Here is a 15,668-nt window from a genome sequence, read left to right as displayed (position 1 = left end):
AGGGTGTTTTGATATAAACTAAAAATGAATCAGAATTAAAAATAAAAATCATGGGAAAAGTAACAGAAAAATTCGACAAAGTATTAAATGCATCACCATTCCCAGGGCATGTAGATCATGCTCCAGATGCTAGTAAAGAAGTAGTCCGCAATTCTAAAGATCAACCTATGCCTTTTGCTGATCTTACTGGGAACTACCAACGTAATAAAGGTATACCCACTAAATCTTTTATAAACAGTAAGGTTTATATTGTAGGTACTGGTATTGCTGGTCTGTCTGCTGCATATTACTTTATAAGAGATGGGCACATACCCGGAAAAAATATAATTTTTCTTGACAAAATAGCTATTGAAGGCGGTTCTTTAGATGGATCAGGAAATGCTAAAGATGGCTACCTTATAAGAGGTGGTAGAGAACTGGAAATGAACTATGAGAATTTATGGGATCTTTTTCAAGATATACCTGCTCTAGAAATGCCAGCTCCTTATAGTGTATTAGACGAATTTCGTTTATTAAATGATAACGACCCCAATTATTCAAAAGCTAGGTTAATTAATAATAATGGAGAAGTACTAGATTTTAGCAAATTTAATTTGGACAAACTAGATCAATTAGCTGTTGTAAAACTGTTACTTAAAAAGAAAGAAGAGCTAGATGATGTTACTGTTGAAAGTTATTTTAGTGTCTCATTTTTTAAAAGTAATTTTTGGACTCTATTTCGTACTATGTTCGCTTTTGAAAACTGGCACAGTTTACTAGAGTGCAAATTATATATGCACCGATTTTTACACCGTATTGACGGTTTTAATGATCTCTCATGCTTGGTATTTCCAAAATACAATCAGCATGACACCTTTGTAAAACCATTAACAGAACATCTAAAATCTAAAGGGGTTAAAATTCAGTTCAACACCTTCGTTAAAGATTTAGATGTGCAAATAAATACAGAAGGTAAAGTCGTTAAAGGTATAATTACCCAACAAGAAGATAAAGAAGTAACAATCCCTGTAACTGAAAACGATTTTGTGATTGTTACCACAGGTTCTATGACAGAAGACACGCGTTATGGCGATAATACAAATGCCCCAATAGAAGGAATTGATAGTATTAAAAGTGGTGAAAGTGACGGATGGCAGTTATGGAAAAACTTAGCTACAAAATCTACTGAATTTGGTAAACCTGAAAAGTTCTACAGCTCTGTTGAAAAATCTTCTTGGGAATCTGCAACATTAACATGTCGCCCATCAGCTTTCACCGAAAAAATAAAAGAATACTGTGTAAACGACCCATATTCTGGAAAATCGGCAACCGGAGGGATCGTTACTATAACAGACTCTAACTGGTTAATGAGTTTTACCATTAATCGCCAACCTCACTTTCCTGAACAACCAGATGATATTCTGGTGATATGGGTGTATGCTTTATTTATGGATAAAGACGGTAACTATAGTAAAAAACCAATGCCACAATGCACAGGTAATGAGGTATTAGCTGAGTTATGTTTTCATATTGGTTTAGAGGATAAAATCGATACTATCATTAAAAATACTATTGTTAAAACCAGTTTCATGCCATACATAACCTCAATGTTTATGCCTAGAGCAGTAGGAGACAGACCAGAAGTTGTACCAAATGGCTCTAAAAATTTAGGTCTTGTAGGGCAGTTTGTAGAAACACATAATGATGTAGTGTTTACCGTAGACACTTCAATTAGAACTGCTAGAATAGCTGTTTATAAATTGTTGAACCTTAACAAGCAAGTGCCTGATATTGCTGCTGGTCAGTATGATATTCGTCAACTATTAAAAGCTGCTAAGGCGTTAAACGATTACAAACCTTTCCCAGGAGAAAGTGTTTTAAAGCGTGTACTTAAAAATACTTACTTTGAACATATTTTACCTGAAGGAGTAGAAGACGAAGATCAACATGATTCTTTTCTTTATGAACAGTTAGATAAAATTAAAGGGTGGGCAAAAGAGCTTACGCATTAACTTTTAAAAGGGTTTAGTTACCTTGTAAAAAAGGTAAATTCTATCTTATTGGTTTTTAGCCATTTTCATGCAGAGATAAGGATTGCTTTAATCTTAAAACAATACTTGATTTGAAAATATACGATATTATAATTATAGGCGGCGGACAAGCAGGGTTATCCGTTGGCTATTTTTTAAGAAGAAGCTCGTTGAGCTATCTTATATTAGATAATCAAAAAGAAGCTGGTGGATCTTGGTTAAAAACCTGGGATAGTCTTAAACTATTCTCGCCTTCAACATACAGTTCCCTATCTGGTTGGGGCATGCCTATAGGTAAAAATGAATATCCTTCAAAATCAGAATTTCTAGCATACATATCTGCCTATGAAAAAAGATATGAGTTTGCTATTCAAAGACAAACCGATGTTTTTAAAGTTGAAAAAGAAAATGGGCTCTTTAAAACCGAAACCAACAAAGGAGTTTTTTATTCAAAGACCATAGTAAGTGCAACCGGAACGTCAGGAAATCCGTTTATACCAGAATACCCAAAAAGGACAACATTTACAGGTATACAAGTACATTCTGTAGATTATAATAATCCAGATATTTTTAAAGGCAAAAAAACCTTGATTATAGGTGGAGGAAATTCTGGAGCACAAATATTAGCAGAAGTATCAAAAGTAACAACTACACAATGGGTAACATTAAAGGAGCCTCAGTTTCTACCTGATGATATTGACGGGCGCTACCTTTTTAATGAAGCAACACAAAAATTTCTAGGTAAATCAAAAGACACATCCCAGAAGAATCATAGCATTTCCTTGGCAAATATTGTTATGGTGGCTAGTGTAAAAGAGGCACGAAGTAGAAATGTATTACATGCCGTTCGTCCTTTCAAAGAGTTTTATGAACATGGCGTTATCTGGCAAGATGGAACCAAAGAACAGTTTAATGCTATTATTTGGTGTACTGGCTTTAAAGCTAATTTAAAACACTTGCAATCATTAGGGGTTGTAGAAAATAATAAAATAGAGACTACTAATACCCGTTCAATAAAAGAGCCTAATTTATGGCTTGTAGGTTATGGTAATTGGACCGGTTTTGCCTCTGCTACCATTTACGGCGTGGGTAAAACAGCCCGCCAAACTGTAAAAGAAATCAGAGAATCACTTACTAATTCTGATAGCTAAAAATCTATTTGAAGCATATTTCCGTTTCTGATTTCTGTACATACAAAGCTTAGTCTTTTCTTTCAATAATACTATAATTGTAAAGTTTTCTTAAAAATCGATAACATGATTTGTATCAGTACAATCGTTTTTGAATCTCAATAACTTTGGTATATCGTATATAAAAATCTACAAAAATGAGAACACCGAACATAGGAATTTCAGAAGAAAATAGACAGGCTATTACTGATCAATTATCAAAAATATTAGCAGATGAATTTGTACTCTATTCAAAAACGCTAAATTTTCATTGGAACCTAGAAGGACCTGATTTTCATTCGGTACACCTTTATTTAGAAACGTTGTATGAAGAGCAACAAGAGGTGGTAGATACCGTAGCTGAAAAAATACGAGCATTAGGTCATTATGTACCAGCAACTTTAAAAGACTACTCTCAATTAACGCATCTTACCGAAAAAACAAAAGGCGGAAATGATAGTCAAAGCATATTCGCAGAGTTATTAGAAGACCACGAGAGCATAATCATTTTTATACGGGAAGAAATTACACCTATTGCCGACAAATGGAAGGCTGAGGGTATCAGTGATTATATTACCGGTTTAATGGAACAACATGAGAAAACTGCATGGATGTTGCGCTCTCACCTAAAATGATTACAATTGATACATGATATAAATTGACAACAGCTTCTAATGTTCAGTTTTTAAATACTAGAAGCTGTTATTTTAATCGATCAATGTGAAATCAGACGCTAATTGGGTAACAGAACTTCCACCAATAAAAACTTTAAAGTCGCCCGTTTCAGATTCCCACTTATTATTTGCAGAATAAAATTCTAACGTCTTAGGAGTGATGGTAAAGCTCACATTTTTAGTCTCACCTGGCTTTAGAGAAACCATTTTGAAATCTTTTAATTCTTTTACAGGTCTAGCAATACTGGCAAATAAATCCTGAATATATAGTTGTACCACTTCTTTACCTTCGTATTTACCGGTATTCGACAAATCGAAACTTACTTTCAACTCTCCGGTTTTGCTTAATGAGTTTGTATTTAACTTTATGTTTTTGTAGGTAAATTCAGTGTAACTCAATCCATAACCAAACTCATACAAAGGTGTATTTACTTCATCTGTATAATGTGTCCAGAAAACAAGATCATTACCAGGGTATGTTGGCCTTCCTGTACTTAGATAGTTATAATACAATGGTACCTGCCCAACATTTCTTGGAAAAGTCATTGGTAATTTTCCACTTGGGTTATAATCACCATAAAGTACCTTGGCGATAGCATCACCACTAGTTGAACCCAATTGCCAAGCTTCTACAATTGCTGGTATATTTTCATCTGCCCAATTAATGGTCAACGGCCTTCCATTCATTAAAACCAAAACTATATTCTTATTGACCGCATACACTGCTTCTAATAATTCTTGTTGTAAACCCGGTAAATCTAAATTTGCTCTACTTCTACCCTCGCCTGATTGAAAACCATGCTCTCCTAAGACCATTACTACTACATCTTTATTTTTAGCTACTGCTACAGCTTCTGCAATACCAGTTCTATCTGTAGTGTTTATATCAATTTCAAAGACGAAAGCTTCCTTACCCTTTACTAGCTCCACTCCTTTCTCATGGTGCAGTTTGTTTCCTTTGTATTTCTTTAAGCCTTCAATTACCGATACTGCAGAATTATCTTCAGCGGCAAGTCTCCAACCACCTAATGGACTATTCTTATCAGCTGCCAAAGGACCAATAACCGCTATGTTCATTCCCTTCTTTTTTAAAGGAAGCAACTGGTCATCATTTTTTAGAAGCACTATAGACTTTTCTGCCATATCAAGAGCTATCGCTTTATTTTTATCACTTCCTATTACTTCTTTTTCTCGGTCTTCATTACAATATTTATAAGGGTCATCAAAAAGACCTAATTCATATTTTACCCTTAAAATTCGTCTTACGGAATCATCAATTTTGTCAAGGGAAACTTTACCTTCATCTACCAAATTTTTTAAATGCTTTACATATAAATAAGATTCCATATCCATATCACTACCGGCATTTGCAGCACTTTCCGCAGCAGATTTGCCATCTTTAGAATATCCATGAGCAACCATTTCAGCCATTGAACCCCAGTCAGAAACCACAAAACCTTGATAGTCCCATTCTCCTTTTAAAACATCTCTTTGTAAAAAAGAATTTCCCGTAGCTGGTATTCCATTAAGTACATTAAATGAATTCATGAATGTCTTTACATCAGCTTCTATTGCTGCCATAAACGGAGGAAAAATAGTATTGTATAATGTTGACGTACCTACATCTACCGTATTGTAATCCCTACCCGCTTCAGAAAAGCCATACCCAGCAAAATGTTTAGCTGTAGCCGCTATAGTATTTGGTGCAGAAAGGTCTTCTCCTTGAAACCCGGTAATTCTTGCTTTTGCTATTTGACTACCCAAATAAGGATCTTCACCTGCGCCTTCCATTACTCTACCCCATCGTGCATCTCTTGATATATCTACCATTGGGGCAAAAGTCCAGTTTATACCCGTTGCAGATGCTTCATCGGCAGCCATTGCAGCAGAAGCTTTTATTGCATCCATATCCCAACTAGCAGATTCTGCCAATGGTATTGGACTCTGCGTTCTATAACCATGTATTACATCATAACCAATAACCAAAGGAATACCCAATCTAGATTCTTCAACTACAATCTTCTGTACCTTACGTACTTCTTCTACGCCGGTAACATTTAACATAGAGCCTACCCAACCATTTTTAAGATGCTCAAATTTACTAGAGGCATCACCTTCTTTTGGAACAGGACCCGTAACATTCCAAAAACCATTATACTGGTTCATTTGTCCAACCTTTTCTTCAAGAGTCATAAGACCCATTAAAGAATCTATTTTCTTTTCTATGACAACATCTAATTTTGTCTGTGCGTAATTACTATGGTTAAATACAAATAAACAGAAGGCAATTAATATATATTTTTTCATGCTTTTTATTATAATGAAGAGTTTAATGGTCAATAAAATAGAACCATAGAAGATTCGAATTTACTCTAAAATTATGATAAATACCAAGAGTATTAAAAACACAAAAAAAGTATGATAGTATGTGATTTTCTTAATCAAGTAAAACCTTATTTAACTTTTAGAAATAAGGTAAAACGTTCTTCAATTTTAAGAATAAAGAATTTGTAAAAAGTATTTTTTTAGATTACAATAAAATAGTTCTAATGGTTACAATCACCATTTAAGAACCGATCTAAAACCTTAAGTTGCCACTTACCAACTACAGAAAGATTTGTTTCTGCATTTAATAGAACAAGACCATACCCTAAACGAGATAGCTTGCAGTCACTTATAACCTCGTTATTCATACTACTAAAAACCGGTTTAAAATGTTCTTTTAGATTTAGTTTAGAATTTTTAGCAACATTCATTGCCTTAGTAACAGCATCACTAATTTGTTTTGGAGAAAGTCCATCATACAATAAATCACTTGCAAAATAATACAATCGCAATCCATAATAGAAATCCATAAAATTGTTGATACTATCCGTATATTTTTGTTCTAATTTATAAATGGAGACTTGCATAATAGAACCAGTTTTAAGAGATGAAAAAATTAATTGAAGAATTGCACAAACATTTATATAAAAAAACTAATCTGCTTGAAGTAATTAAGATGACAGCTACACTGAATTTACTGAACAGTTCAGAATAGCCATCACCAAAAAAACAGAAACTAAAGACTTTTTATATAATCAAAAACCATTAGCTTAAACTGACGAAAATTACTTGTAAAACTTTCTAGTCGTGCTTTAAGCTGACGATGCTTTTCTCTATAATCAGAATCAGACAAGCCAGGTTCACCCATTTCTAAATATGACAGCATTTTTTCATGTTCCATAATATCATGAGCTAGATAATCAAACAATTCTGAATGAACCTTATCTAGATCTTTAAGTATTTTTCCAAAAGATTTTTGCGCATCATCTTTCGGTTTATTTTTTTCTAACAAGTCAGCAAAAAATGTAGTTTCATACTTATAAAATGCAATGTTGCTTAACCATTCTTCACTTTCAAAATGAAGTACGTCTAAACCTGCACCTAATAATAATTCTGCTTTCGGATTTATTGTTTTTGTTTTCATAATATATAGAAGTAAACAGTTTACATTATTTGTTTAAATACCATATAAAAATGCAGATATATGAAAGAGAATACCATGACCTAGGTCAGTCTAGCAAAATATTTTTATTAAAAAAATTACTTGGTTCAATAAGAATACAAAAGAATATTACTTGATTTATTGCTATAATCTATTGTCTTAAGCCAAGTAATTTTGTTGCTAATTTCTCAATTGTTAGATTATTACCTCTAATAACAAGTAGGTAATCACCATTACTGAGATTTTTAACGCTTTCTGCCGCTTGCTGTTCACTAACTCCAAATCCTCTTAACACTCCGTAAGGTCCTCCAGAAAGTATACCAATATTACTTTTACCAATCGGATTGAGAAAAGTAGACACTAAAAAACCGGATACAAATAAATGACCTAACTCGCGATTATAGAATGAATCAAATTCTGTTTCATCTCCTATTATTTTTTTAAGTAATTGTTGCATATCATTTTTATGTAATGCTAACTTATGGGAATCATCTGTATCGTTTGCATTACCTATAACAGAAATACCTATGCTATCATCATTCATTTCGCGTATTGCTAATAATGCATTTACTAATTCAGCAAAATTAGTATAGGAGTTTAGGAAAGTTTTTTTTAACTCTGAGTGTGGGACATTCATTATGCTAACTATTTAGAGACATCAAGTTTAAAATTGGCTATTCTCTATAGCTAAGTTACAAGTACACCATATGAATATCACTGACCTAAGTCAGTATACTCAAAATAATCTTTTAAATTTTATCGAATTAAAAAGATTAGTTATTATCAGTTTTTTCGAATGAAATCAGATAATTAAACTAGCCAAAGTCTGCCACCTGCTGCAGTTGTTTTCTATCTGATAATATAATACTCCTAGAAGTTCCTAATTGAATTATCCCCTTTTCTTTAAAACTAGAAAGTACACGTATGGCAGTCTCTGTAGCTGTGCCTATTAAACCTGCAAAATCTTCTCTGGAAATACTTATTCCCAGGTCTTCATCTTTAACTAGACCTTTATCATATAGTTCTAATAATGCCGTAGCTGCTCTTTTACGCACTGTGTCAAAGGCCATACCCATTAACTGCTCTTGCATATGAAGTACGTTATTGGACACCATAGCAATAAATTTATTAGACACCTCCCTATTATTGAATAATAACTGTGTAAATTCTTTTTTGGGTATACAGCATACTTCACAATTACTAAGTGCCACAGCGGTTTCCGTGTATAACCCTGAGCTTCCTAAAACACAAAGCTGTCCTATAAAATCACCTGCTTTGAACATGCCCGTTATATACTCTTTACCATTTTCATTATGCTTGTATGTCTTGACTTCACCACTCTGTATAAAATATAAGTTATAAGCCATACCTCCTTCAGAAAAAATCTCCTCTTTTGCTTTTAAATGAATTAGCTCTCGGTCTTCTGAAAGGTCTTTTAATTCTTGAAATTTTGAAGCTTCCTTTATAAACTCGTTTATACCTTTAGTATTTCTAGAAAACTCTTTACGTAAAAAAGAGCTCTTTTTAAGTCTTGCCTCTATAGCTTCAATTAAGTCTTCTGCCTCAAACGGTTTTGTCAAATAATCATCTGCACCTAAAGTCATTCCCTTTCTTAAGTCTGACTTTTCAGATTTAGCCGTTAGAAAAATAAAAGGAATACTCGCCGTACTGGAATCCTCACTTAATTGTTTAAATACACCATAACCGTCAAGTTCAGGCATCATTATATCGCAGAGAATAACATCTGGTCTAAATGATTTTGCTTTTTCAACACCAATTCTACCATTTTCAGCAGTATTAACTTCATAATGTTCAAGTTCTAGAAGTTCTGCGGTCATTTCGCGTATATCTAGATTGTCTTCAATAAGTAGTACTTTTTTCATTTTCCAATAGATTTAAAGGTAGTTCAACAGTAAAGGTTGTACCCTTGTTCAGTTCACTCTGAAAGCCTATAATACCATTCATTAATAGTACATATTGCTTAACTATATTTAACCCTAAGCCGGTACCCTGATAATTTGCAGCATTATTTGCTCTGTAAAAACGCTGAAACATATAACCCTGATCTTCAACAGGAATTCCGATACCCTGATCTATAACTTTAAAAAGAAGTTTCGAATCTTCGGTTGCTATTTTTAAGGTTATTTTTTTATTCTCGTTAGAATATTTAATAGCATTTGACAATAAATTATGTACAATATGCCTCAATAATTTAACATCAAGCCCTACTTCTATCTGATGCTGACTGTACATTATTTCAATAACTTGACCCTCCTTTTTAATACCTTGAATTTCTTCTACTAAAGTTTGACAAAATTCAACGACATTGAATAAGGTAGGTATTGCTATTACTTTGCCTTCTTCTAACTTACTTAATGACAGAAAATCATTTAAAATAGCCACCAGGTTCTTTACACTGTTTTTGACCTTACTTATATATTTTAATCTTTTCACTTCAAGACCATCACCATTTTGTCTTTCCATAAGATTTGTAGCAGAAAGTATAGCACTCAAAGGTGTTCTAAACTCATGAGAAGCCATTGAAATAAAACGTGATTTTAGCTCATTTAATTCTTTTTCCTTCGTTAATGTATTTCTAATATCTATTTCTACCCTCTTCTGGTCTGTAATATTATTATAGACTATTAATGCATTTTCAACTTCTTGTTCTTCATTGAACAATGGTGTGGTATTTACCAAATACGGTTTATCCTGTATTATTAATTCAAAAGAACAGTGTTCACCTTCTATGGTTTTTAATAGCTTTTCCTTAACCTTTTCAAGTACTTCAGATGCTACTACCTTAATATCATCTATGGTATCGCCTATATGAATACTTTCTCTAAAACCAAGAATATCTAAATCTTCTCCTTCAAGAAATAGTATTTTCAGATTTAAATCAACTACACCAACAAAGCCTCCCGGAAAATTTTTGAAAATTGTCTCTAAAAGTTTACGGCTAGTAATGGCATTGTTTTCCGCCAACTTTGTATACTGAATTTGATCTTCTAAGCTTAAATTAGATTCAACCAATTTCTGAACTATTTCCTTTAGTTCTATAGTACGGTCATTAACCTTATTTTCCAAAGCTTCGGCATATGTAGCTAATTGTTGCCGGCTATTATCTAAAGCAACACCAACATTGTGCTGCTCAATTGCTACACTAATTGCTTGTGTTATGATATAGATAATCTCCTTTTCTGTGTCTAGAGGTTTTCTTGAAATAGGAAAATAAATTGCAAAAGTTCCTAATAATTCTTTATTAGATGAAAATATAGGAAAGGACCAACATGCATTTATATTATCTTTTAAAACTAATTCTTGAAAATTTCCCCATAAAGGATCACTTAGTGTATCTGTAACGATAACCTCTTTCTTGAAATAAGCTGTTGTACCACAAGAACCATTATCAGGCGCAACAAACATTTTTTCAATGGCCCTTGTATAACTTTCTGAAAGGCTAGGTGCCGCTAATTTTTCTAATTTTCCAGATTCTTTATTCAATAACAGAATTGAACTTTTACAATTATGTATAGCAGATTCAATAGTTTCTATAATTTTAAACGCAATACTTTTTAATGGCTCATGCTGTATAATCATATCCATCACATGAGATTGTCCTATTTTAAAAATCTCATCAACTACGTGAACTGTAACATCACTTTGTATACCCACAAAATGTGTCAATACTTTTCTAGAATTGTAAATCGGAGTTATACTTATTTCGTTCCAGAACAATGACCCGTCTTTTCTATAATTTCTTAAAACTACTTTACACTCTTCCCCATTTTTTATAGCATCAGACATTTTGCTAATTTCAGGCTGTCCCTTATCCTCACCTTGAAGAAAACGGCAATTCTTCCCTATAAAATCTGCTTGCTCATAACCTGTAGTTTTTGTAAAAGCTGCATTACCGTAAATAATAGGAAGATCTGGTTTTTGAGCATCACAAATAATAATTCCATTAGCAGTTACCGCCAAAGCACGGTTACGAACATATAGCACATTTTCTATTACTTTTTCTTCAGTAATATCTCTTAAAATAGTTAAAACTTGATTTTTGTTCATAGGAACAATACGACCCTCGTAAAATTGCCTGCCGTTTTCTCCTTCAAAATCATATTCAATAAACTGAAGCTCGTCACTCTCAATGGTTTTATCCATTCCCTTACGCACCTCTTTATAAATATGACCTGGTAATACTTCTTTTATATTTGCCCCTATTAGAGTTGCAGGTGAAGCAAACAGTTTCTCTGGTTCTGTGGCATAACAATCAATAAATTCACCTTCATGATTTAGTATAAACATCATATCTGGAAGCGCACCTAGTAAAGCTCTATTTTTAGACAAATTATCCTCTAATTGCTTTTCAGTCTCTTTTTGCTCCGTTATATCTTGAATGGTTCCAAACCATTCTAATGGCTTACCATCTTCATCATAAGTGGCTTTCCCATTTGCAACAACATATCTTATTGAGCTATCTGCTCTAATTATTCTTTTTTTATTTATAAAAGAGGTGTGATTTTTAATAGCATATTTTACACCTTCTGCAGTGGCTTGACGGTCGTCTGGATGAATGAATTCTTTAGCATTTTCTGGTGTAAGTATATCATCACCTGGCTCTAAACCACATATTCTATAAAACTCATCAGACCATTCTCTTTCATTTGTTTGTAAATCCCAAACCCAACTACCCACATGAGCAAGGCTTTGTGCCTCATTCATTTTCTCTGTATTTATTGCTGCTTTTTTTAAAGCTAACAGCCTTTCTGTTATATCATTTACAAATGCTACAACTACATTTTTATCATGTATTTTGGTAGGACTTAAACTTATTTCCAATGGTATTTGAGTACCATCTTTTCTAATACCCAACAAATGACCTCCTTTACCCATTGCTCTGGTTACCGGGGCTTTATAAAATTCTTCTCTATAATTTTTATGTGATTTTTTAAATTGATGCGGAATTAGGTCTTCAACTATTTTATGAGTCAGTTCACCAGATTCATAACCAAATATTTTTTCGACCGAAGAATTAGCCTTAATAATCTTACCATCTTGACATACAACCAAAATACCTTCTACAGAAGATTCAAATATTCCCTTAAAGAGGTCATTATCTGAAAATTTTTCTGCCATTATAATTGATTTATAGGTTTTCTGAATGTTCTATTTCCATAGCATAAAAGAATTCTTATTGTGAAAAAATAATCCTTAAACAACATGTAGGTTATTTATTGTTTTAACAAAGAATATGAACTATTCAACTTTTCATTTATATGAAAATCAATAATTAATTATTGACAAATGTATTATTGAGTACCCTACATAAATATGACCAATATCATGTTTATAATTATGTAACAAAAAAAGGGAAGGAGCTATGCTCCTTCCCTTCCCAATATGTTTTGGTTTATGTTGGTTATTCTACCACAATAAACTCTGACCTTCTGTTCAGTTGATGTTTCTCTTTGCTACAAGGCACATCGTTGCTACAGCCATTGGTAAGCTCCGTTTCGCCGTAACCTTCATATGAGATCCTGTTGCTTGATATACCCGCTGCTATGAGGTAATCGGCTGTTGCCTTTGCCCTGTTCGCGGATAAACGCATGTTGTACGCATCGTTCGCACGTGAATCGGTATGCGAGCGTACCTGTACGTTTACACTTGGGTATTCGTTAAGGTATGCCAATACCTTTTCTATGCTGATCTTGGCATCTTCCCTGATGAAGTACTTGTCAAAATCAAAGTAGATCGGTTCTATGTTCAGGTATTTCGCAAGGTCGGTGCCTACAGGTGCCGATGGGTCTACCTGTGCCAGTACGATCTCTATGCCGGTCGCGTCTTCAGCCTTAACCGTCATGAAGGTTTTGTTACCTTCTTCATAGTCCACTTTGGTCGCCACTACTTTGTAGCTTCCTTCCGCGCAGTTGCCTTCCATTTCGAATGCTCCATTGGTATCCGTGCTCGAGCTCGATACCACTTTGTTATCCTTGTCGTATACCGTTACCGATGCATCCGTTAACAGTGCATTGGTCTTCTCGTCCTTTACGATTCCCGTAATATTTGTATGGCAGGTGAAGTCCAACGGTGTCATTTCTATAAAACTATAGATATCGTCATTGCCCTGTCCTCCTTTTCGGTTCGATGCGAAAAAGCCTTTCTTCGTCTCTTCGTTGATAATGTACGAGAAGTCGTCTTCCTCTCCGTTCAAAGGACGTCCTACATTGTAGATCTCTCCCCTTTCATTGTTCAGGTCCGTTGCGAAGACGTCAAGTCCCCCTAGTCCCGGATGCCCGTCCGAAGAGAAATATAGTTTATTAGATTCCGTTACGAACGGAAAGGTCTCCCTTGCCTCCGTGTTGATTCTTGGTCCTAGGTTCTTCGGTGTACCAAAAGTACCGTCCGTGTTGATGTCCACAACATAGATATCCGATTCCCCTTTCGTTCCCGGCATGTCCGAGGCGAAATACAATTTGGTTTCATCGTTGTTCAGCGTAGGATGTGCTACCGAATAGCTGTCACCGTTGAAAGGCAGTTCCTCTATATTTTTCCATTCATTGTTTTCTTTGGTAGCCCTGTATATCTTTAACCTACTTACCCCTTCTTCGTCCCTTTCGAACTTGCCCTCGTCGGAGTTGTTACGTGTAAAGTACATCGTGCTTCCGTCCTTGGTGAATGCCGTTGACGATTCATGGGTCTTCTTATTCAGTTGCTTGGATAACTTGTCTACATTGGTAAAGTTACCCTGATTGTCCTGTTCAGCTTTGTACAGGTTCAAGAAAGAGCCGTTGTTCCATTTATGGATGTTCTTCGTTAGCAGTCCGCTGTCCCTTGCAGTAGAAAACACCAATCCGTCTTCATAGAAAGAAGGTGCAAAGTCCGATACCTTCGAGTTCAGCCCTATGTTCTTCAGTTCGTACCTGCCAGAACGTTCCTCGATCTGTTCCAGATAATTCTGGTTTTCTCCAAAAGTGATGGCACGTTGATCGTTCGCTTTTGCACTCTTGAACTTCTGCATCCATGTATCCGATTCGTCATAGTTTTCCAATGACTTAAGTGTTTGTGCATATCTGTACATATACTCCGGGTCGATATCCGCGCCTTCCAATGCGAACAGTTTGCCGTACCAGCTAGATGCCTCTTCGTAGTTCGCGTTCAGATAGTTCGCGTTCCCGAGGTTCTTATAGATATCCTCCTCCGTATTTCCGTCCTTTACCAATTGCTCGTACGATCGTATCGCAGAGGCATAGGCATAGTTCGTGAATTTTGTATCCGCTTTCTGTATCTTCTTGTCCTGTGCGTTTGCCATCATAGCCATTACCGCCAAGCCACAAAAAATATATCCTGTTTTTTTCATGTCGTTTTTTATTAAAAGAATCTTGGGGTGATCACTCGTTTGTACTTGTTCAGGAACTCATACCTCAGCATGATCTCGAAGGATCCGTCGTTGAACGTTGTAGCTCCAAGGTCCGTCGTTTCCTTATCATATGCCAGACCCAGCATCAACTGGTCGTTCAGCTGGAAACCGAACAGTGCGCTGATCGCAGCGTCCCATCGGTACGCCGCTCCCAAGGAGAACTTGTCGTTGAACAGGAAGTTCGCGCTCAGGTCAACTTGTAACGGTGCACCTTTTACCGCTTTTACAAGTGCCGCAGGTTTGAACTTTACATCGTTCTTTAGTTCGAACACATAGCCCGTGATCAGATAGAGGTTCATACGCTCCTGCGCGATCAAACTGGAACTGTTCGTATCGGAACTGTCGAAATGTTCGGTCTGCAGGAAGTTCGGTACCGATAGTCCCGTATAGAAACGGTCCGTATGGTAATAGATACCAGCACCGAAGTTCGGCGAGAACTTGTTGTCGATATTCGGCAGGTTGCTCTCCGCCCCGTAGTTCCTTAACTTGGTAAAGTCCACGTTGAACAGGTGTCCGCCCGCTTTTAGTCCGAACGACAGCTTCCCCTCCTCCGAGGTCTTTACCGTATAGCTGAACGCCGCATCGATATAGGTATCCTGGTTGGTACCGTTACCAATCTCGTCATTTACTACGGACAATCCCAATCCTACATGTTCGGATACAGGGGTATGGAAGTTCAGCGTCTGCGTCGTAGGCGCGCCGTCAAGCCCCACCCACTGCGAACGGTGGAGTGCCGCTATGCTCAACACTCCCCGGGAACCTGCGTACGCAGGGTTCACCGATATCGTATTGTACATGTACTGCGTGTACTGCGCATCTTGCTGCGCATGACCCATAAAGAGTCCCGCAACGGTAATTATAATGGTTAGAAAATATTTGTTCATCGTATCTTTTTTAAAGGGGATTTTT

11 protein-coding genes are annotated in these 15,668 nt (G+C 35.6%); 3 read left to right on the top strand and 8 right to left on the bottom strand.

Annotated features, from left to right (window positions below; translation table 11 throughout):
- The first annotated feature begins 50 nt into the window (after window positions 1–50).
- The 3 genes from UH1x_RS15160 to UH1x_RS15150 all read left to right on the top strand — a co-directional run bounded on the left by UH1x_RS15160 (window position 51) and on the right by UH1x_RS15150 (window position 3,813).
- Window positions 51–1,991, top strand: a complete 1,941-nt coding sequence (locus UH1x_RS15160) for an oleate hydratase (protein WP_482622721.1) — start codon at window positions 51–53, stop codon at window positions 1,989–1,991.
- Between the two features lie 110 nt (window positions 1,992–2,101).
- On the top strand, window positions 2,102–3,160 hold the full coding sequence (locus UH1x_RS15155; protein ID WP_482622719.1) for an ArsO family NAD(P)H-dependent flavin-containing monooxygenase: 1,059 nt from the start codon (window positions 2,102–2,104) through the stop codon (window positions 3,158–3,160).
- Window positions 3,161–3,336: 176 nt separating this feature from the next.
- A complete protein-coding gene (locus UH1x_RS15150) occupies window positions 3,337–3,813 on the top strand; it encodes a Dps family protein (RefSeq protein ID WP_482622717.1) in 477 nt (158 codons plus the stop codon).
- Window positions 3,814–3,885: 72 nt separating this feature from the next.
- On the opposite strand, the gene bglX is transcribed toward UH1x_RS15150, so the two are convergent.
- The 8 genes from bglX to UH1x_RS15110 all read right to left on the bottom strand — a co-directional run bounded on the left by bglX (window position 3,886) and on the right by UH1x_RS15110 (window position 15,643).
- Window positions 3,886–6,159 (bottom strand): beta-glucosidase BglX, encoded by a 2,274-nt coding sequence (gene bglX / locus UH1x_RS15145; protein ID WP_482622715.1) that lies wholly within the window; start codon window positions 6,157–6,159, stop codon window positions 3,886–3,888.
- Between the two features lie 239 nt (window positions 6,160–6,398).
- Window positions 6,399–6,764: a hypothetical protein gene (locus tag UH1x_RS15140; protein ID WP_482622714.1), complete on the bottom strand. Its 366-nt coding sequence runs from the start codon at window positions 6,762–6,764 to the stop codon at window positions 6,399–6,401.
- Window positions 6,765–6,913: 149 nt separating this feature from the next.
- Window positions 6,914–7,321 carry a hypothetical protein gene (locus tag UH1x_RS15135; RefSeq protein ID WP_482622713.1) on the bottom strand — a complete coding sequence of 136 codons (408 nt, stop codon included), beginning with the start codon at window positions 7,319–7,321 and terminating at the stop codon, window positions 6,914–6,916.
- A 169-nt stretch (window positions 7,322–7,490) separates the two neighbouring features.
- Complete coding sequence (locus tag UH1x_RS15130; RefSeq protein ID WP_482622712.1) at window positions 7,491–7,976, bottom strand: hypothetical protein; 486 nt, start codon at window positions 7,974–7,976, stop codon at window positions 7,491–7,493.
- A 178-nt stretch (window positions 7,977–8,154) separates the two neighbouring features.
- Window positions 8,155–9,222, bottom strand: a complete 1,068-nt coding sequence (locus tag UH1x_RS15125) for a response regulator (RefSeq protein ID WP_482622710.1) — start codon at window positions 9,220–9,222, stop codon at window positions 8,155–8,157.
- Complete coding sequence (locus tag UH1x_RS15120; RefSeq protein WP_482622708.1) at window positions 9,200–12,478, bottom strand: sensor histidine kinase; 3,279 nt, start codon at window positions 12,476–12,478, stop codon at window positions 9,200–9,202. The genes UH1x_RS15125 and UH1x_RS15120 overlap by 23 nt, the downstream gene beginning before the upstream one ends.
- A 283-nt stretch (window positions 12,479–12,761) precedes the next feature.
- Window positions 12,762–14,699 carry an OmpA family protein gene (locus tag UH1x_RS15115; RefSeq protein WP_482622706.1) on the bottom strand — a complete coding sequence of 646 codons (1,938 nt, stop codon included), beginning with the start codon at window positions 14,697–14,699 and terminating at the stop codon, window positions 12,762–12,764.
- 11 nt (window positions 14,700–14,710) lie between these two features.
- Entirely contained in the window at window positions 14,711–15,643 is a 933-nt protein-coding gene (locus tag UH1x_RS15110) for a PorP/SprF family type IX secretion system membrane protein (protein ID WP_482622705.1), read from the bottom strand.
- Window positions 15,644–15,668: the final 25 nt, after the last annotated feature.

This window comes from Maribacter sp. UH1 (genome assembly GCF_056839145.1).
The sequence above is the reverse complement of the archived record's forward strand: the minus strand, read 5'-3'. Positions and strand labels throughout refer to the sequence as shown.